The following is an 18,657-nucleotide window of genomic DNA, read 5'->3' on the forward strand; positions in this document are numbered from 1 at the left end:
CGCCGCCCCAAGAGGACAAAAAGCCGCTTTACAAGCGGCTTTTTTGCTTCAATGCTTTCGCAACGAAACGGCGTGGAGCGATCAGGAACGTATCAGGCAAGGCGCTTGTCCCGCTCGATCACCGCATACGCGCTGTGATTGTGAATCGACTCGAAGTTCTCCGCTTCGAGCACATACGCGACGATGCGCTCGTCGGCATTCAGACGCTGGGCAACGTCGCGCACGAGGTCTTCGACGAACTTCGGATTTTCATACGCGCGCTCGGTGACGAACTTCTCGTCCGGGCGCTTGAGCAGGCCCCACAGTTCACACGACGCTTCTTCCTCGGCGATACGGATCAACTCTTCGACAGCGACGTCGCCGCTCAGCTCGGCATCGATCGTCACGTGCGAACGCTGATTGTGCGCGCCGTACTGCGAGATCTTCTTCGAGCACGGGCACAGGCTCGTGACCGGCACCAGCACCTTCAGGAACACCCGCGTCGCGCCATGGCGGGTCTCGCCGGTCAGCGTGACTTCATAATCGAGCAAGCTCTGCACGCCCGACACCGGCGCGGTCTTGTTCACGAAGTACGGGAACGACACTTCGATGCGGCCCGCCTCGGCCTCGAGTTTTTCGAGCATAGCCGCGAGCATCGTGCGGAACGTGGCCGGTTCGAGCGGCGCCTTGTTCTCTTCGAGCAACGCGACGAAGCGCGACATGTGGGTGCCCTTCTGCTCGGCCGGCAGATGCACGTCGAGATTCCACGTGCCGACCGACGGCTGCACTTCGCCACCTTGCGTGCGAATCGTCAACGGATGACGCACGCCCCTCACGCCGACCCGCTGGATCGGAATCTGGCGCGTGTCGGGGGTGCTTTGCACGTCGGGCATCACGAAAGCGGGATTCATCTGATTCATTCTTTTGTCCTTTCTGGAAAGCGCCGGGCTGCGCCAAGGTCTCGCTGCATCGGCGACTATCGCGCAGCGAGTGCGAGGCATCCATCGGCCATGCGGATCAGTGCGCGCAACGGCGAACGCCGGCTCGCGCCGGCGTTGGGTGACGGGCCGCAACACCCGTCGGTTCAAACTGGAGATTGCCGAAGCCGCCGTCGCATGACGGCGGCATGAGTCGCACCTACGACGGCACGACAGCCGACAGCGCTTTACGCGACGCGCTTCACGGACGACTGACCGCCGACCGCGCCGCTCGCAAGGAAGCGTTCGCGGATCGACCGGGCGATACCCGCGGCGTCGAGACCGCACGCGGCGAGCAGCTTGGCCGGGTCCCCGTGATCGATGAACCGATCGGGGAGGCCCAATTGTAGTACGGGACGCATAACCCCACTTGCGAGCAGGGCTTCGACGCACGCCGAACCCGCGCCACCCATGATGCAGCCTTCCTCGACGGTGACGATCGCGTCATGCGTCTCGGCCAGCTTGCGCACGAGTTCGGTGTCGAGCGGCTTCACGAAGCGCATGTTCGCGACGGTGGCGTCGAGTTGTTCGGCGGCCGCGAGCGACGGCGCGACCATCGTGCCGAACGCGAGAATCGCGATGCGTTTGCCGGCCGGCGCCGACGTCTCGCGACGCACTTCGCCCTTGCCGAGCGGCAACGCGGCCATCTGCTTGACCGTTGCGACCCCGGTACCCGCGCCGCGCGGGTAGCGCACAGCGGTCGGATGCGACTGCTGCAACGCGGTGTACAGCATCTGGCGGCACTCGTTTTCGTCCGACGGCGCCATCACGGTCATGTTCGGAATACACCGCATGAACGCGAGGTCGTACGCGCCCGCATGCGTCGCGCCGTCCGCACCAACGAGACCCGCACGATCGATTGCGAACACCACCGGCAGGTTTTGCAGCGCGACGTCGTGAATCAGCTGGTCATACGCGCGTTGCAGAAAGGTCGAATAGATCGCGACGACCGGCTTCATGCCGTCCGCGGCAAGGCCGCCCGCGAACGTCACCGCGTGCTGCTCGGCGATGCCGACGTCGAAGTAACGATCCGGGAAGCGCCTTTCGAACTCGACCATGCCCGAGCCTTCACGCATTGCCGGCGTAATGCCGATCACGCGCGAGTCGAGCTCGGCCGCGTCGCACAGCCACTCGCCGAACACCTGCGTGTAGGTCTTTTTCGACGGCGTCGCGGCCGGTTTGATACCCTCGGCCGGATTGAACTTGCCGGGGCCGTGGTACAGCACCGGATCAGCCTCGGCCAGCTTGTAGCCCTGGCCTTTCTTCGTGACCACGTGCAGGAATTGCGGCCCGCGCAGTTCCTTGATGTTTTGCAGCGTCGGAATCAGCGAATCGAGATCGTGACCGTCGATCGGCCCTATGTAGTTGAAGCCGAACTCTTCGAACAGCGTAGCCGGCACGATCATGCCCTTCGCGTGCTCCTCGAGCTTGCGCGCGAGATCGAGCACCGGCGGCGCGACGCGCAGCACGCGCTCGACGCCCGCGCGCGCGGCCGCATAGAAGCGCCCAGACATCAGACGCGCGAGATGGCGATTCAGCGCGCCGACCGGCGGCGAGATCGACATGTCGTTGTCGTTGAGGATCACGAGCAGCGGCACGTCGTCTTCGACGCCCGCGTTGTTCATTGCCTCGAAGGCCATGCCGGCCGTCATCGCGCCGTCGCCGATCACGGCGATGCCCATGCGGTTGTCGCCTTGCAGCTTGCTCGCGATCGCCATGCCGAGCGCGGCCGAAATCGACGTGCTCGAGTGCGCGGTGCCGAAGGTGTCGTATTCCGATTCGTCGCGCTTCGGGAAGCCCGAGATGCCGCCCAACTGACGCAGCGTGTGCATCTGGTCGCGACGACCGGTCAGGATTTTGTGCGGATAGGTCTGATGGCCGACGTCCCAGACGATCCGGTCGTGCGGCGTATCGAAGACGTAGTGCAGCGCGATGGTCAACTCGACCGTGCCGAGGTTGGACGAGAGATGGCCGCCCGTCTGCGATACGCTGTCGAGCACGAAGGCACGCAACTCGTCGGCAAGCGGTTGCAATTGGCGGCGATCGAGGCGGCGCAGGGCTGCCGGGTCGTCGATGGTTTTCAGCAAGTCGTACATCGTCGTTCCATTGTAGGAAAACTTACGCGCCCGCACTTCATACATGCACCCCGGGGATGGAGGGTGCGCGGCGGCGGGCTTTCGCGTTCAGCTGACCCGGTTCACCACCAGGTCGGCCAGTTCGGCAAGACGCTGCGCGCGCGCGCCGAACGGCGCGAGCGCGGCGTGCGCGTCGCCGCGCAGTTGCGCCGCGAGCGCGCGCGACGCGTCGAGCCCAATAATCGACACGTAGGTCGGCTTGCCGTCCTTCGCGTCCTTGCCGGCGGTCTTGCCGAGCGTTGCGGAGTCGGTCGTGACGTCGAGAATGTCGTCGACGACCTGAAACGCAAGACCGACCGCGGCGGCGTAGGCGTCGAGCGACGCCAGACCCTGCGCGTCCGGCGTCTCGCCGGCCAATGCGCCCATGCGCACGGCCGCGCGCAGCAGCGCGCCGGTCTTCATGCGATGCATGGTCTCGAGCTGCGGGCGGGTCAGCGTGTGGCCGACGCTCGCCAGATCGATGGCCTGGCCGCCGCACATGCCGATCGAGCCGCTTGCGAGCGCGAGTTCGCGTACGAGCGAGGCCTGCTGCGGCCGGCCGAGTACGTCGGACGTGAGCACGATGAATGCTTGCGACTGCAGCGCGTCGCCAACCAGCAGCGCGGTCGCTTCGTCATACTTGACGTGGACCGTCGGCTTGCCGCGGCGCAGTTCGTCGTCGTCCATGCAGGGCATGTCGTCGTGCACGAGCGAGTACACGTGAATCATTTCCAGCGCCGCCGCCGCCGCATCGAGGCATTCGGCACGCGCGCCGGTCAGCTCGCCGGCCGCGTGGCACAGGAGCGGCCGCACCCGCTTGCCGCCGCCGAGCACCGCATAGCGCATCGCCTCGTGCAACCTGGCGGGTTCGGTCGTCTCGGCCGGCAGATAGTGTTCCAGAGCCGTTTCGACGCGTTCGAGCACCGAGCGCGTCCATTGTTCGAATGTCATAGGTCGTCCCCGCTCTCAGTCGCGGCTGTTCCTGCGGTATTCATGGGCAGCGGCTTGAGGGTCTCGCCATCGAGGACCCGCACCTGCTGCTCGACCTTTTCGAGCTGCTGTTGACAGAATGCGACAAGTGTCGCCCCGCGACGGTAAGCGGCCAGCGATTCCTCGAGGCTCAGACTGCCGCCTTCCATGCGCGCGACGAGCTCTTCCAGTTCGGTCTGCGCGGCCTCGTAGTTCGCCGGCAGCGGCGCGCTATCGCCGCTTTCGGCTGGTGCGGCGGCGGAATCGTTCGATGCGGTCTTCGCCATGAATAGTCGCAAAATTAAAACAAGTCGGACATTCTACGGCAAAAGCGACATTTTCGATCCGCTCGCCGGCCTGCGCCCCGCCGTGCTGTCTCGCTTCGAGCCTGTCCGATGCCCACCCTTGCCCCGCTTCGACCCTGAAGTCTCGCAGAAAAAAAGCTCGAGGTCTGCGGCGAAAATGCCGAACTTTCTTGACATTTTTAACCCAAATCAGGGACTTAAGTGCCCCTGTCACAGGGAAACGGGTATAATTGCGGGCTCCCTAAATCGAATCTTCGATGGTTGGGTTGTTCACTGCTTTCACGTCTTCATCGGGAGTGGGAATGTCCAATCTGAGCAATGCATTGCAGTTGCGGTCTGTTCACAGCCAGCTGCCAGTCACGGCTTACTTTGACGAAGCGCTTCTTACGCGCGAAATCGACACCCTTTTCAAGAAAGGTCCTCGCTACATCGGCCACGATCTCATGGTGCCCGAAGCGGGGGATTATTTTGCCTTGCCCAGCGAACGCGAGGGGCGGGTACTCGTCCGTAACCAGCAGTCGCAAGTCGAGTTGCTGTCGAACGTGTGCCGCCACCGGCAAGCCATCATGCTCAACGGCCGCGGCCAGACGCAGAACATCGTCTGTCCGCTGCATCGCTGGACGTACGACCTGAAGGGCGAGCTGCTCGGCGCGCCCCATTTCGCCGACAACCCGTGCCTGAATCTCGGCGCCACGCCACTGCAGAACTGGCAGGGTCTGCTGTTCGAGGCTCAAGGTCGGGATGTCGCGAAAGATCTCGCACGCCTCGGCACCAAGCGCCATTTCGATTTCTCGGGCTTCATGTTCGATCACGTCGAAGTCCATGAGTGCAACTACAACTGGAAGACCTTCATCGAGGTCTATCTGGAGGACTATCACGTCGCACCGTTCCATCCGGGCCTCGGCAGCTTCGTCAATTGCGACGATCTGACGTGGGAGTTCGGCGACTGGTACAGCGTGCAGACGGTCGGCGTGCACAAGGCGCTCGAGCAACCGGGCAGCCCGACGTATCGCAGGTGGCACGACGAAGTGCTGCGCTTTCGCGACGGCAATCCGCCCGAGTTCGGCGCGATCTGGATGGTGTACTACCCGGGCATCATGATCGAGTGGTATCCGCACGTGCTGGTCGTGTCGTGGCTGATTCCGCGCGGTCCGCAGAAGACCACCAACGTGGTGGAGTTCTATTACCCCGAGGAAATCGCGCTGTTCGAGCGCGACTTCGTCGAAGCCGAGCGCGCCGCCTATATGGAGACAGCCCGCGAAGACGACGAGATCGCCGAGCGCATGGACGCCGGCCGCCTCGCGTTGATGGAGCGCGGCGAATCACAGGTCGGACCGTATCAGAGCCCGATGGAAGACGGTATGCAGCACTTCCACGAGTTTCTGCGGCGCGAACTCGGCACGATCTGATCCGCGCCGCGTGGCGCATCGATCGACTCAAGGAAAGACGGGCTTCGACCCGTCTTTTTTTGTTTAGACTACCGATATAGACCGGCCATGCGCCAGCCGCGTGAACGACGCGGCCCGCAGCCGCCATCGCCCGTATCGAGGAGACGCTCATGCCCCACACTCATTACACCACCCTGATCTCCGCGACCAATCTTGCCGAGCGGCTCACGGCCGCGCCGGGCAGCGTGTTCGTGATCGACTGCCGGTTCGACCTCGCCGATACCGACGCGGGCGAGAAAGCCTGGCTGGCCGGCCATCTGCCGGGCGCGCACTATCTGCATCTCGATCGCGATCTGTCCGGGCCGAAGAACGGCTCGAACGGCCGGCATCCGCTGCCCGATCGCGCGCGGCTCGTCGAAACGCTGGAGTCGCGGGGACTGAAGCAAGGTCAACAGGTCGTCGCATATGACGCACAAGGCGGCATGTACGCAGCGCGCGTCTGGTGGCTTTTGCGCTGGCTCGGTCACGACGCGGTCGCGCTGCTCGACGGCGGGCTGCAGGCATGGGAAGCGGCCGGCCAACCGCTGACGCAGGACGTGCCCGCGCAGAACACCGGCGACTTCAAGGCAGCCGCGCCGCTCGCCGTGACTATCGATACCCAGGCGGTCGAGCGCAATCTAGGTTCGAAGGAGCGAATCGTCGTCGATGCGCGCGCGGCCGATCGCTATCGCGGCGAAAACGAGACGCTCGACCGCGTCGGCGGCCATATCCCGGGCGCGCTGAACCGCTTCTTCAAGGACAACCTGACCCCCGACGGCCGCTTCAAGCCGGCGCACGCACTGCGTGAGGAATTCCACGCGCTGCTCGGCGACACGCCGCCCGAACACGTGGTGCTGCAATGCGGCTCGGGCGTGACCGCCTGCATCAATTCGCTTGCGATGGAGGTTGCCGGCCTGCATGGTTCAGCGTTGTACGCGGGCTCCTGGAGCGAATGGAGTTCCGACCCGAAACGGCCGGTGGCGACGGGGGCGAAACCTTGAGCGCGAGCCGCCGCAAGTCGTAACCAGACGCGAGGAATTCGAGCAGCGCTTCAAGCCACGCCGTGCTGCTTGAACCACACGAGCGCGCGACGCCAGCCATCCTCGGCATCGGCCTTCCTGTAGCTCGGACGGTAATCGGCGAAAAACGCGTGACCCGCGTCGTCATAAACGACGAACTGCGAGGCGCGTCCTGCTTGCGGCCCTTGCGCGATCGCCTGCTTCATCTGCTCGAGCGTGTCCTGCGGATTGCTTTGATCCTGGCGCCCGTACAGGCCGAGCACCGGCGCATGAAGGTCAGCGACGAGATCGATCGGATTGGCCGGCGTCATCGCATTCTTCGCGCCGGTCACGCGACCGTACCAGGCGACCCCCGCCTTCACGCGCGGATTGTGTTCGGCATAGAGCCACGAGATGCGCCCACCCCAGCAGAAGCCGTTCACGCCGAGCCGGTTCAGGTCGCCGCCGTTTTCGCCGGCCCACGCGACGGCTGCGTCGAGGTCGGCCAGCACCTGCTCGTCGGGTACCTTGCTGAGCAGTTGCTCGCTCAGTTGCTGGATGCTCGTGTAGACGGTCGGATCGCCCTCGCGCTCGAACAGGTCCGGCGCGATCGCCAGATAGCCCAGTTTCGCGAAGCGGCGGCAGACGTCGGCGATATGCTCGTGCACGCCGAAGGCCTCATGCACGACGAGGATCACCGGCAGATGCGTCTTGCCCTTCGGCTGCGCGCGGTAGGCCGGTATCAGCGTGCCGAGCGAATGGAACGCCACCTCCCCTGCTTCGAGGCCGTCGCTGTCGGTATGAATGGTTTGCGCCGAGACCGGCAGCACCGCCGCCGCGAAGCCGGAGCCCAGCGTCGCCTTGATGAAGGTGCGCCGATCGAAAGGAACGTGCGGGATCAGACAGTCGACTTCAGGCTTCAGCATGGGGCGCTCCTCGAAGTATTGTTAGAGGCAACAGGATACGCCTTGCGCGCATCCCGTTGCACATTCAACTGAGGAGATCGTCCGCGCGCGTCAGTGCAGCTTGACGCGCGGCAGCGTGGTACGGCGCAACCAATGCGCGAAGGTGTCGAGCACCATGCGCGGATAGCCGTGCAGCGCCGCGATATGCAGCCGGTACAGCGACATGTACATGAAGCGCGCGAACAGCCCTTCGATCAGCATATTGCCGCCAATCACCCCGCCCATCAGATTGCCGACCGCGCTGAAGTGGCCGAGCGAGACCAGCGAGCCGAAGTCGCGATAAGTGAATTCCGGTAGTGGCCTGTTGTTGAGGCGCGCCGCCAGTCCTTTCATCAGAAAGCTCGCCTGCTGATGCGCGGCCTGCGCGCGCGGCGGCACGTTGCGCTCGTTGCCCGGCCACTCGCAGGCCGCGCAGTCGCCGAGCGCGAAGATGTTGTCGTCGATCCCGGTTTGCAGCGTACGGCGCACGACCAGCTGGCCGAGCCGGTTGACCGGCAAGCCGTCGAGCTGACCGAGCACCGCCGGCGCCTTGATGCCCGCCGCCCACACGGTCAGATCGGCCCGCACGGTGTGACCGCTCGCGGTGCGGATGTAGCCCGGCGCGACCTCGGCCACCGTCTCGCCGATCATCAGCTTCACGCCGAGCCTGGTCAGCAATTCGGCGGTGGCCGTGGAAACGCGCTCCTGCAACGCGGGCAGAATGCGCGGCCCCGCCTCGATCAGCACGATGCCGACGTCATGCCGCGGATCGAGCTTGTGCAAGCCATACGCGGACAACACCTGCGCGGTATTGCGCAACTCCGCCGACAACTCGACCCCCGTCGCGCCGCCGCCGACGATCGCCACCTGAATGCGCGGCTCGCTGGACGTCCACGTGCCGGGTCCCGGTCTCGACTCGACGGGCTCGTGTGCCTGATGCTCGGCGCGCATGCACGCCGCGATCAGGCGCTTGCGGAAACGCTCTGCCTCGCTAACCGTATCCAGTGCAATGGAGAATTCGGCCGCTCCCTTGACGCCGAAGAAGGCCGTGGTACTGCCGATCGCGATGATCAGCGTGTCGTACTCGAGCTCGCGTTCGGGCAGCAGTTCAGCGCCGTCGTCGTCCAGCACGGTGCCGAGCGTAATGCGTCGGTTCGTGCGGTCGAGTGCGGTCAGGTCGCCTTGCTGGAATGCGAAGCCATGCCAGCGCGCCTGCGCCGCGTACGGGAGCTCCTGCGTGAACGGGTCCATGCTGCCCGCCGCCACCTCGTGCAGCAGCGGCTTCCAGATATGTGTCGGATAGCGGTCGACCAGCGTCACCTGGGCCTGCGCGCTGCGCCCCTTCTTGTCGGCCCCATAGCGATCGCCAAGACGCGTCGCCAGTTCCAATCCTCCCGCACCTCCGCCAACGACGATAAATCGATGCATTGCACTTCTCCGTGTAGCCGATGAATTATCTGTCGCGACGCTGCGCATGAATGCGCCGTCCTGAACCGATTGTCCTCGACCCGCCTAAGAAGTCACAAGTCGCCAAAACCCATGTGTCACATGCGCACGACGTTATCGTGCGCATGTCACGGGCATGTCAATGCGCTTCCTCCCAGTTCAGGCCCGCACCGACCTCGGCGACGAGCGGCACCTTCAGCGCGGCGACGCCGCACATCAGTTCTGGCAGGCGCTTGCGGACTTCGGACAACTCAGCGTCGGGCACTTCGAGAATCAGTTCGTCATGCACCTGCATGATCATCCGCGTGCCGATCTTCGAGTCTTCGATCCAGTTCTGCACGGCGATCATCGAAAGCTTGATCAGGTCAGCCGCGGTGCCCTGCATCGGCGCGTTGATCGCGGCACGCTCGGCGGCCTGGCGGCGCGGACCGTTGCCGCCGTTGATCTCGGGCAGCCACAGACGACGGCCGAACACCGTTTCGACGTAGCCCTTCGCCTTCGCGCTCAAACGCGTCTCGTCCATATAGCGCGCGACGCCGGGATAGCGCGCGAAGTAGCGGTCGATATAAATCTTCGCCGCGTCGCGCGTGATGCCGAGGTTCGACGCGAGTCCGAACGCGCTCATGCCGTAGATGAGCCCAAAGTTGATGACCTTCGCGACGCGCCGCTGATCGCTCGACACTTCGAGCGGCGTCACGCTGAAGATTTCCGACGCGGTGGCGCGGTGAATGTCCTCGCCCTGCGAAAACGCGCGCAACAACGATTCGTCGCCCGAGATGTGGGCCATGATGCGCAATTCGATCTGCGAATAATCGGCGGAAACGAGCTTGTGCCCGAGCGGCGCGATGAACGCCTCGCGGATGCGCCGACCTTCGCCGGTACGCACCGGAATGTTCTGCAGGTTCGGATCGTTCGATGCGAGCCGCCCCGTCACCGCGACGGCCTGCGCGTAGTTCGTATGCACGCGGCCGGTGTGCGGATTGACCATGCGCGGCAGCTTGTCGGTATAGGTCGACTTCAGTTTCGACAGGCCGCGATGTTCGAGCAGAATCTTCGGCAGCGGATAGTCTTCGGCGAGCTTCTGCAACACCTCTTCGTCGGTGGAAGGCGCACCGCTCGGCGTCTTCTTGATGACCGGCAGTTCGAGCTTCTCGAAGAAAATCTGACCAATCTGCTTTGGCGAGCCGAGGTTGAATTCGCCGCCGGCCAGTTCGTACGCCTTGCCTTCGAGTTCGATCAGACGCGTGGCGATCTCACTGCTCTGCTGACGCAGTTTCTCCGCGTCGATCAGCACGCCGGTCCGCTCCATCTTGCGCAGTACGCGCGAAGTCGGCACTTCGATCTCGCGATACACGTGGTCGAGCGACTTCTCCGCGGCGATCTGCGGATACAAGGCCTGATGCAAACGCAGCGTGATGTCTGCGTCTTCGGCCGCATATTCGGCGGCTTTGTCGAGCGCGACTTCGTCGAAGCCGATCTGCTGCGCGCCCTTGCCCGCGACCTCTTCGTACTTGATCGTCTTCACGCCGAGATGACGCAGCGCGAGGCTGTCCATGTCGTGCGTGCGATGCGATTCAAGCACGTACGACTCGAGCAGCGTGTCATGCTCGACGCCGCGTATTTCGATGCCGTAATTCGCGAGCACCTGTTCGTCGTACTTCAGATGCTGGCCGACCTTCTTGTGGCCGGCGCTTTCGAGCCACGGCTTGAGCTTCGCGAGCACTTCGTCGCGCGGCAGCTGCACCGGCGCGTCGGGGCCGCGATGCGCGAGCGGCACATACGCGGCGCGGCCCGCTTCGACCGACAGCGACAAGCCGACGATCTGCGCGATCATCGGATCGAGCGACGTGGTCTCGGTATCGAACGAGGTCAGCTCGGCCGCATTGATCCTGTCGAGCCACGCGTCGAGCTGCTCCCATGTTTGCACGGTCTCGTAGTGGCGCTCGTGATCGACGGACAACGCGGGGGGCACGTCGGTTTCCGGACCTTCGACCGCATCGGCGATTTCGACTTCGCGCAGCCACGTCTTGAAGCCGTGGCGCGTGAACACCTCGCGCAACTCTTCGCGCGATTCGGGAAGGCTCGGCAAACTCTCCTCGATCGACACGATGTGCCCGGTCAGATCGCAATGACGCTCGACTGTGACGAGCTTGCGCGCCATCGGCAAAAAGTCCAGCGCGCGGCGCAGATTCTCGCCGACCGCGCCCTTGATCTCGCTCGCATGCCCGACGATGCCATCTAGCGACTCATATTGCGTCAGCCATTTGACCGCGGTTTTCGGACCGCACTTCTCGACGCCCGGCACGTTGTCGACGGTATCGCCGATCAGCGACAGATAATCGATGATGCGCTCCGGCGGCACACCGAACTTCGCGACCACGCCGTCGCGGTCGAGCGTTTCGTTGGTCATCGTATTGACGAGCGTCACGCGGTTCGACACGAGCTGCGCGAGGTCCTTGTCGCCGGTCGACACGACCACGTTCATGCCGAGCTTTTCCGCTTCGGTGCACAGCGTGCCGATCACGTCATCCGCTTCGACGCGATCGATCATCAGCAGCGGCCAGCCGAGCGCACGCACCGCGACGTGAATCGGCTCGATCTGACGGGCAAGATCTTCCGGCATCGACGGACGGTTCGCCTTGTATTCCGGATACCAGTCGTCGCGAAACGTTTTGCCCTTGGCGTCGAACACGCACGCGCTATACTCTGCTGTGACTTCCTTGCGCATGCGCCGCAGCATGTTGATCATCCCGTAGAGCGCACCCGTCGGGCCACCCTCGGGACCGCGCAGATCAGGCATCGCATGGTAGGCCCGGTACAGATAACTCGAACCGTCGACCAACAGCAGGGTCTTACCTTCAAGGCTTCGTTCTTCAGGCATTATGACTAAGAGAAAAGTGATTCCGAGTCTGCGATCGCTCGCAGATCAAGAGCGCGCAACGGCCAAGAAAGCCCGCGCATCGTGGCAGATGTTCACGATTATGGCAGAGTTTATCGAGGCGACCGAGTACCTGTCGGAGATTCGCCCGGCGGTCAGCATCTACGGTTCGGCGCGCCTGAAACCGAACTCGCCGTACTACAAACTCGCCACGCAGATCGCGCGCAAATTGTCGGATGCTGGCTTCGCGGTGATCTCCGGCGGCGGCCCCGGCATCATGGAAGCGGCCAACAAGGGCGCGCATGCGGGCAAGGCGCCTTCGGTCGGTCTGAACATCGAGTTGCCGCACGAGCAGTCGGGCAACCAGTGGCAGGACATCTCGCTGCGCTTCCGCCATTTCTTCACGCGCAAGGTCACGTTCGTGAAGAACTCGGACGCGGTGATCGTGATGCCCGGCGGCTTCGGCACGCTCGACGAACTGGCCGAAGTGCTCACGCTGATCCAGACCAAGAAGTCGCGCCATGTGCCGATCATTCTGGTCGGCGCCGAGTTCTGGGAAGGTCTGCTCGCGTGGTTCAAGAGCGCTCTGATTCCGATGGGTTTGATCAATCCGACCGACATCGATCTGATGCAGGTGATCGACAATCCGGACCAGGTGCTCGAAGCGGTGCTCAAGTTCTACGAAGACCGCGAGGAAGGCGAAGTTCATCCGGTCAAGTCGGAAGAAGACCGGATGTTCTACCTGTGATGGCAAGAGGCTGCGCGCCTCGCATTGCGCGTAGCACGATGCCCATCGTCGCGCACATGGCGGGCAGCCTTCGGGCTGCCCGCTTTCGTTTAGCAGGCCAGTTTGCGGCGCGCTGACTGTCAACCGGATTGGCGAACAAATCGTTTGCACGCTTGCCGTCCGGCGCTAACGTGCTCAGCTGGTACTCGAAGCTCGCAATCTGAACGAACTCACCTCACCCGAAGCCGCGCTCGCGCGCCGCGCACTCGTCGATGCTGCGACTGCCGCTGCTGCCGACGATGCTCGTGCTCACGCCGCTCAGCATTTATCTTGCTGCAAGGAGCGCGCGATGAACGACATGCTCGATTCCCTTGCGGCGATTTTTAGTCAGCTGTCGCTGCTCGCGTTCGGCGGCGGCAATACGATCCTTCCGGAGATGCAGCGGCAGGTGGTCGACGTGCATCACTGGATGCCGGCCAGCGAGTTCAGCGCGCTGTTCGCGCTCGCTCAAGCCGCGCCCGGCCCGAACCAGATGATCGTCACGCTGATCGACTGGCATGTGGCCGGCTGGGCCGGCATGCTCGTCACGTCGATTGCGAAGTTCGGGCCGTCGTCGCTCCTGACGATCCTCGCGCTGTATGCGTGGGACCGCTTCAAGGACCGTCCTTGGCGCCGCTTTGCGCAGCTGGGACTCGTGCCGGTGACGGCCGGCCTCGTCGCGGCGAGCGCGGCGCTGATCGCACGCGCGTCGAATCCGACCGCGATAGCGTGGGCGATTACTGCGTTCACGGCCGTGATGGCGACGAAGACGCGGATTCATCCGCTGTGGCTGCTGGCGGCGGGGAGCTTGATCGGGTTGACCCGGTTTCGGGCAGGGTTGAGCCGGCGAGCGTCACCTCGACAACCAACGAAGATTGGTTCCGACGTCGCTCGCGAGCCATCTTCAAAGCGGCACATCCAGCGTAAGCGGGCTGTTTATCAGTGCCTCGGCCTGAGTTACTGAAACGCGACTTCCGCGAAACTGCGCAGCTTGCGGCTATGCAATCGATGCAGCCCATTCATCCGCAGCAGTTCCATCGCCTTCACGCCGATCTGCAGATGCTGATCGACCTGCGCGCGATAGAACTGATCGGCCATGCCCGGCAGCTTCAGCTCGCCGTGCAGCGGCTTGTCCGACACGCACAGCAACGTGCCGTAAGGCACGCGGAAGCGGAAACCGTTCGCGGCGATCGTCGCGCTTTCCATATCGAGCGCGATTGCACGGCTTTGCGACAGCCGCTGCACCGGCTCGCGATGATCGCGCAGCTCCCAGTTGCGATTGTCGACGCTCGCCACCGTGCCCGTGCGCATCACGCGCTTCAGCTCGACGCCGTCGAGCTGCGTGACCTGCGCGACCGCGCGCTCGAGCGCGACCTGCACTTCGGCGAGCGCCGGAATCGGCACCCACAGCGGCAGATCGGCATCGAGCACATGATCTTCGCGCACATAGCCGTGCGCGAGCACGTAGTCGCCGAGACGCTGCGTGTTGCGCAGTCCCGCGCAGTGGCCGAGCATGATCCACGCATGCGGACGCAGCACCGCGATGTGATCGGTGATGGTCTTCGCATTCGACGGCCCGACCCCAATGTTGATCATCGTGATGCCGCTGCCGTCCGCGCGTTTCAGGTGATAGGCCGGCATCTGCGGCAGACGTGGCGGCAGCGTGCCCTCCTGCGCCTGCTCGCCGAGATTCTCGTTGTAGGTGATGACGTCGCCGGGCTCGACGAACGACGTGTATTCGCTGCGATAGGCGCGCAATTCCTCGTCGTCGGTACGGGCCATCATGCCCCGGCCGAGCTTGACGAATTCGTCGATATAGAACTGGTAGTTGGTGTACAGCACGTAGTTCTGCACATGCGTCGGCGAGGTCGCCGTGTAGTGCTTCAGCCGATGCAGTGAAAAATCGACGCGCGCCGCCGTGAACAACGCGAGCGGATGCGGCTCGCCCGGCAGCGGCTCGTACGTGCCGTTGACGATGCGGTCGTCGAGCAGCGCGAGGTCCGGTATATCGAAGATGTCGCGCATCAGGAACAGGCGCTCGCGGTCCAGATCGCCTTCGAGGTGGATGCCCTCGGCGAACGCGAAATGAATCGGAATCGGCTGGTCCGACACACCGACTTCGATCTGCACGTGATGATTCTTCGCCAGCAGCCGCAGTTGCTCGCGATAGTAGTTGCCGAACAGGTCTGGCCGCGTGACGGTCGTCTCGAACACGCCCGGCCCCGCGACGAAACCGTACGAGCGGCGTGAATCGACGTGCGTGTTGACCTCGGTACGCACGCGCACGAACGGATAACAGGCGCGCACGCGATGGTCGAACTGCTCGTTGCGGCGATAGCGCGCGAACGCATCGCGCAGGAACGACGTGTTCGCCTCGTAGATCGCGGCGAGGCGGGTGACGGCCTCGGCCGCGTCGTCGAAGCCTTCGGTTGGGAAGCTGTTGGCGGGAGTCTGCACCGTGCGCTGATTGATATCGTTGTTGATCATCATCGTTCACCCTTTTTGATGAGACGACATTACCACGGAACCCGCTGTTGCCAAATGTCGGCGGCGACGCTTGCAACAGCGCCCGCGAGAACGCGCAGGTTGCGCGAAACCGGCGCAAAATAAGGCTTGGCGCCCGTGCGTCAGGCCGGATTTGCTAGAATCCGGGCACCCAATCGGAGAATCACCATGAAGCTGCTCCTTCCCATCGCTGTTGCGCTGGCTCTGGCCTTCGGCAACGCCGCGATGGCTGCCCAGCCCGTCGACGAACCGCCGGCCGCCGGCGTGCCCCAGTCCGCCAATGAACGGGCCGGTCTGCCGGACCTGGACAAGATCAATCGTCCGGGCGCAGAGGTCAGCTCGAAGGTCGACATCAACGTTCCGCGCACGCCGAGCTTTCACGAAGTCAGCCCGAACGGCACCGAAATCACCGAATTCCGCGACAAGGGCAAGCCGGTCGAAATCGACGTGCATTCGAATTTCGGCACCCGCTACCAGATGAGCGCGTCGCCCGACACGTCGCCCACCGTCCACGACAGCGGCAAGCCCAGTACGCGCTTGCCATCGGTGAATCTCCACTATTGATCGTTACGAAAGCGGCACGCCGGCAACGGCGGCCGCGGCGCGAGCGCGCCCCCGCTTAATCCGATCGCGGCCGCTGCGCGATGAACCCGCGCTGAATGCGGCGACGCTTGCACTTCGCCGTTCCGCATTCGTCGCCCGCTCCGCCACATTCGTTTGTCTCACCTCGCACTGGCCGCACCGCGCCAGCCCGACCAACCTGATCCGACGTTTCCGCATGGCCGTCTTCACCGCTGTCAACGAATCCCAACTCGCAGAATGGATGAGTCACTACGATCTCGGCGATGTCGTCGAGTTTCGCGGCATTTCGTCCGGCATTGAAAACAGCAACTTCTTTCTGACGACGACGCGCGGCGAATACGTGCTGACGATTTTCGAAAAGCTGACAGCTGAACAACTGCCGTTCTATCTGAACCTGATGCGGCATCTTGCCGCGCATCGCGTGCCGGTACCGGATCCGATGCCGCGTCTCGACGGCGCGCTGTTCGGCATGCTGCTCGGCAAACCCGCGACCATCGTGACGAAGCTCGAAGGCACACCCGAACTCTCGCCGGGCGTCGAGCATTGCGTCGAGGTCGGCCAGATGCTCGCCCGCCTGCACCTCGCGGGCCGCGACTATCCGCGCTATCAGCCGAACCTGCGCAGCCTGCCGTGGTGGCGCGAAACCGTGCCGACGATCCTGCCGTATCTGGAAGGCGAGCAGCGCGATCTGCTGGCGTCCGAGCTTGCGCATCAGGAAGCGTTCTTCGCCTCCGTCGATTACGCGGCAATGCCCGCGGGCCCGTGCCACGCCGACCTGTTCCGCGACAACGCGATGTTCGCTCACGCGGCGCCCGACACCGGCCACGAAGTGCGGCTCGGTGGTTTCTTCGATTTCTATTTCGCCGGCTGCGACAAGTGGCTGTTCGACGTCGCGGTGACGGTCAACGACTGGTGCGTCGACCTCGCGACCGGCAAGCTCGACGCCGAGCGCACCGAGGCGCTGTTGCGCGCGTATCAGACGGTGCGGCCGTTCACCGTCGAGGAAAACCATCACTGGGGCGACATGCTGCGTGCGGGCGCATACCGTTTCTGGGTCTCGCGCCTGTATGATTTTCATTTGCCGCGCGCGGCCGAACTGCTGAAGCCGCACGACCCCGGTCATTTCGAACGCATTCTGCGCGAGCGCCTGCAGGGCGTCGCGAATCCAGGCATCCATACCTCATGCAACTGATCGAAGTCCCCGCGAAAACCGGCTATGTGTGGTTCCGCCAGGGTATCTGGCTATTCCGCAAGAATCCGCTCGCCTTTCTGACGCTGTTCTTCACCTATTTGCTGGTGATGACGCTCGTGTCGCAGATTCCGGTGGTCGGCGGCGTGTTGCCGCTATTGTTCATTCCCGGTGTCGCGGTCGGCTTCATGGCCGCATGCCGCAACACGATCGCGGGCAAACCGGTGTTTCCGACCATCCTTGTCGACGGCTTTCATTCGTACGGCCCGGTGGTCGCGCGGCGGCTGCTCGTGCTCGGCGTGCTGTATGTCATCGCCATGGCGCTCGTGCTGGCAGGCTCGGCGCTCGCCGACGGCGGCATGCTGCTGAAGGTGATGCTCGGCAACGCGTCGATGGACGAGAACACGATCGCCAACAGCAATATCCCGCTCGCGGTGATCACCGCGCTCGCGTTCTACATACCGGTCGCGATGCTGTTCTGGTTCTCGCCCATCCTCGCCGCCTGGCACGACGTACCGCCCATCAAGGCGATGTTCTTCAGCGTCGTCAGTTGCTGGCGCAATCGCGGCGCTTTCGTCGTATTCGCGGCGCTGTGGTTTGCGGTCGCAACGGTCGTGTCGATCGGGCTGTCCGCACTGATGCAGGCGCTCGGCGCGGCCGACTTCGCGTTCGCGATCCTGATGCCCGCGACGATGATCGTCACGACCATGCTGTACTGCTCGTTCTACGCGACCTATCGCGGCTGCTTCGGCGTGCAGACGCCGCAAACGCCGGATCTGCCGACCACGCCGGCGGCCTGATCCGTCGTTCCGGCGCGGGAGCCGTTCTGGCGCCCGCGCGCGCCGCGTGTTCCGCGCGCACCTTCCCGACGTCTCTGTCGACACACCTGTTCCCGACGCTCGGCATCCTGAATCGACTTGCGGCACAATGGTTTGCGTGCAATCCATTTGCACGCTCTTTTTGCCGAGATGAATCATGACCCAGCGCCCCGCTCTCCCCTTCACGCTCGACGAGCAACTGTGCTTCGCGCTCTACTCGACCTCGCTCGCGATGACGAAAGCGTACAAGCCGCTGCTCGAAAAGCTCGGACTCACGTATCCACAGTATCTGGCGATGCTCGTGCTGTGGGAAACCGACGAGGTCACCGTCAAGGACATGGCCGCGCGCCTGAATCTCGATCCGGCGACGGTCACGCCGCTGCTCAAGCGTCTCGAAGCGCAAGGACTCGTCGCGCGCGCGCGCGGCACCGACGATGAGCGCCTCGTCTACATTCGCCTGACGGGCGCGGGCAAGGCGCTCAAGCGTCAGGCGCGCGACGTGCCCGGCGAAATCTTCTGCGCGACGCAGCAGACGGCGGACTTCCTGCTGCGTCTGCGCGACGACCTCACACGCCTGCGCACGACGCTCAACGACTTCATGGACCAGTAGGGCGATAACTGAAAAGGACTAGTTCCGGTTCCATCGCAAAATTCATTTGCACACAAATGATTTGTGTACTATCTTGCTCACATGCCGCTTCGCTAGCGCTTCGCCAGACCGGCGAACCGGCAGCCAGCGGCAAACAAACCAACCCTGACA

15 protein-coding genes and 1 pseudogene are annotated in these 18,657 nt (G+C 63.8%); 8 read left to right on the plus strand and 8 right to left on the minus strand.

Features of this window, described 5'->3' with window-relative positions; genetic code table 11:
* Positions 1-92: 92 nt before the first annotated feature.
* The 4 genes from folE2 to HDG32_RS27440 form a co-directional block, all read right to left on the minus strand.
* The gene (gene folE2 / locus HDG32_RS27425; RefSeq protein ID WP_184072174.1) at positions 93-899 is read right to left on the minus strand and encodes a GTP cyclohydrolase FolE2; all 807 of its coding nucleotides are present in this window, start codon (positions 897-899) and stop codon (positions 93-95) included.
* Positions 900-1,144: 245 nt separating this feature from the next.
* Positions 1,145-3,052, minus strand: a complete 1,908-nt coding sequence (dxs, locus tag HDG32_RS27430) for a 1-deoxy-D-xylulose-5-phosphate synthase (RefSeq protein ID WP_184072175.1) — start codon at positions 3,050-3,052, stop codon at positions 1,145-1,147.
* An 87-nt stretch (positions 3,053-3,139) separates the two neighbouring features.
* On the minus strand, positions 3,140-4,021 hold the full coding sequence (locus HDG32_RS27435) for a polyprenyl synthetase family protein (protein WP_184072176.1): 882 nt from the start codon (positions 4,019-4,021) through the stop codon (positions 3,140-3,142).
* On the minus strand, positions 4,018-4,326 hold the full coding sequence (locus HDG32_RS27440) for an exodeoxyribonuclease VII small subunit (RefSeq protein WP_184072177.1): 309 nt from the start codon (positions 4,324-4,326) through the stop codon (positions 4,018-4,020). The genes HDG32_RS27435 and HDG32_RS27440 overlap by 4 nt, the downstream gene beginning before the upstream one ends.
* Positions 4,327-4,646: 320 nt before the next feature.
* Between HDG32_RS27440 and HDG32_RS27445 the strand changes: the two genes are divergently transcribed.
* A complete protein-coding gene (locus tag HDG32_RS27445; RefSeq protein WP_184072178.1) occupies positions 4,647-5,753 on the plus strand; it encodes an aromatic ring-hydroxylating dioxygenase subunit alpha in 1,107 nt (368 codons plus the stop codon).
* 149 nt (positions 5,754-5,902) lie between these two features.
* The gene (locus HDG32_RS27450) at positions 5,903-6,772 is read left to right on the plus strand and encodes a sulfurtransferase (RefSeq protein WP_184072179.1); all 870 of its coding nucleotides are present in this window, start codon (positions 5,903-5,905) and stop codon (positions 6,770-6,772) included.
* A gap of 50 nt (positions 6,773-6,822) precedes the next feature.
* Here the strand turns inward: HDG32_RS27450 and HDG32_RS27455 are convergent, their stop codons facing one another.
* The 3 genes from HDG32_RS27455 to polA form a co-directional block, all read right to left on the minus strand.
* Positions 6,823-7,695 (minus strand): dienelactone hydrolase family protein, encoded by an 873-nt coding sequence (locus HDG32_RS27455; RefSeq protein ID WP_184072180.1) that lies wholly within the window; start codon positions 7,693-7,695, stop codon positions 6,823-6,825.
* 90 nt (positions 7,696-7,785) lie between these two features.
* Positions 7,786-9,141: an NAD(P)/FAD-dependent oxidoreductase gene (locus tag HDG32_RS27460; RefSeq protein WP_184072181.1), complete on the minus strand. Its 1,356-nt coding sequence runs from the start codon at positions 9,139-9,141 to the stop codon at positions 7,786-7,788.
* Between the two features lie 157 nt (positions 9,142-9,298).
* Complete coding sequence (gene polA / locus HDG32_RS27465; protein ID WP_184072182.1) at positions 9,299-12,040, minus strand: DNA polymerase I; 2,742 nt, start codon at positions 12,038-12,040, stop codon at positions 9,299-9,301.
* Between the two features lies 1 nt (position 12,041).
* Here polA and HDG32_RS27470 point away from each other — a divergent pair, with 1 nt between their 5' ends.
* Together HDG32_RS27470 and HDG32_RS27475 are read left to right on the plus strand one after the other, a co-directional pair.
* Positions 12,042-12,785: a TIGR00730 family Rossman fold protein gene (locus HDG32_RS27470; protein WP_035471771.1), complete on the plus strand. Its 744-nt coding sequence runs from the start codon at positions 12,042-12,044 to the stop codon at positions 12,783-12,785.
* 328 nt (positions 12,786-13,113) lie between these two features.
* A pseudogene (locus HDG32_RS27475) lies at positions 13,114-13,626 on the plus strand (chromate transporter); the annotation flags it as partial.
* Between the two features lie 134 nt (positions 13,627-13,760).
* On the opposite strand, the gene HDG32_RS27480 reads toward HDG32_RS27475, so the two are convergent.
* Complete coding sequence (locus HDG32_RS27480; RefSeq protein ID WP_409259241.1) at positions 13,761-15,287, minus strand: AMP nucleosidase; 1,527 nt, start codon at positions 15,285-15,287, stop codon at positions 13,761-13,763.
* Positions 15,288-15,476: 189 nt separating this feature from the next.
* Here HDG32_RS27480 and HDG32_RS27485 point away from each other — a divergent pair, with 189 nt between their 5' ends.
* The 4 genes from HDG32_RS27485 (at position 15,477) to HDG32_RS27500 (ending at position 18,507) form a co-directional block, all read left to right on the plus strand.
* Positions 15,477-15,872: a hypothetical protein gene (locus HDG32_RS27485; protein ID WP_184036200.1), complete on the plus strand. Its 396-nt coding sequence runs from the start codon at positions 15,477-15,479 to the stop codon at positions 15,870-15,872.
* 214 nt (positions 15,873-16,086) lie between these two features.
* Entirely contained in the window at positions 16,087-17,082 is a 996-nt protein-coding gene (locus tag HDG32_RS27490) for a homoserine kinase (RefSeq protein ID WP_184072183.1), read from the plus strand.
* A complete protein-coding gene (locus tag HDG32_RS27495) occupies positions 17,073-17,879 on the plus strand; it encodes a BPSS1780 family membrane protein (protein WP_184072184.1) in 807 nt (268 codons plus the stop codon). The genes HDG32_RS27490 and HDG32_RS27495 overlap by 10 nt, the downstream gene beginning before the upstream one ends.
* A gap of 175 nt (positions 17,880-18,054) precedes the next feature.
* Entirely contained in the window at positions 18,055-18,507 is a 453-nt protein-coding gene (locus HDG32_RS27500; RefSeq protein WP_184072185.1) for a MarR family winged helix-turn-helix transcriptional regulator, read from the plus strand.
* Positions 18,508-18,657: the final 150 nt, after the last annotated feature.

The sequence above is a fragment of the Paraburkholderia sp. CI2 genome, from assembly GCF_014201055.1.
Classification (GTDB): domain Bacteria; phylum Pseudomonadota; class Gammaproteobacteria; order Burkholderiales; family Burkholderiaceae; genus Paraburkholderia; species Paraburkholderia tuberum.

What these genes read in the sequence shown, in the direction of transcription:
- HDG32_RS27450 (WP_184072179.1), top strand. Translation starts at nt 5,903, where the DNA reads ATGCCCCACACTCATTACACCACCCTGATCTCCGCGACCAATCTTGCC.
- HDG32_RS27440 (WP_184072177.1), bottom strand. Translation starts at nt 4,326, where the DNA reads ATGGCGAAGACCGCATCGAACGATTCCGCCGCCGCACCAGCCGAAAGC.
- folE2 (WP_184072174.1), bottom strand. Translation starts at nt 899, where the DNA reads ATGAATCAGATGAATCCCGCTTTCGTGATGCCCGACGTGCAAAGCACC.
- HDG32_RS27490 (WP_184072183.1), top strand. Translation starts at nt 16,087, where the DNA reads ATGGCCGTCTTCACCGCTGTCAACGAATCCCAACTCGCAGAATGGATG.
- dxs (WP_184072175.1), bottom strand. Translation starts at nt 3,052, where the DNA reads ATGTACGACTTGCTGAAAACCATCGACGACCCGGCAGCCCTGCGCCGC.
- HDG32_RS27500 (WP_184072185.1), top strand. Translation starts at nt 18,055, where the DNA reads ATGACCCAGCGCCCCGCTCTCCCCTTCACGCTCGACGAGCAACTGTGC.
- HDG32_RS27460 (WP_184072181.1), bottom strand. Translation starts at nt 9,141, where the DNA reads ATGCATCGATTTATCGTCGTTGGCGGAGGTGCGGGAGGATTGGAACTG.
- polA (WP_184072182.1), bottom strand. Translation starts at nt 12,040, where the DNA reads ATGCCTGAAGAACGAAGCCTTGAAGGTAAGACCCTGCTGTTGGTCGAC.
- HDG32_RS27495 (WP_184072184.1), top strand. Translation starts at nt 17,073, where the DNA reads ATGCAACTGATCGAAGTCCCCGCGAAAACCGGCTATGTGTGGTTCCGC.
- HDG32_RS27470 (WP_035471771.1), top strand. Translation starts at nt 12,042, where the DNA reads ATGACTAAGAGAAAAGTGATTCCGAGTCTGCGATCGCTCGCAGATCAA.
- HDG32_RS27445 (WP_184072178.1), top strand. Translation starts at nt 4,647, where the DNA reads ATGTCCAATCTGAGCAATGCATTGCAGTTGCGGTCTGTTCACAGCCAG.
- HDG32_RS27455 (WP_184072180.1), bottom strand. Translation starts at nt 7,695, where the DNA reads ATGCTGAAGCCTGAAGTCGACTGTCTGATCCCGCACGTTCCTTTCGAT.
- HDG32_RS27435 (WP_184072176.1), bottom strand. Translation starts at nt 4,021, where the DNA reads ATGACATTCGAACAATGGACGCGCTCGGTGCTCGAACGCGTCGAAACG.
- HDG32_RS27485 (WP_184036200.1), top strand. Translation starts at nt 15,477, where the DNA reads ATGAAGCTGCTCCTTCCCATCGCTGTTGCGCTGGCTCTGGCCTTCGGC.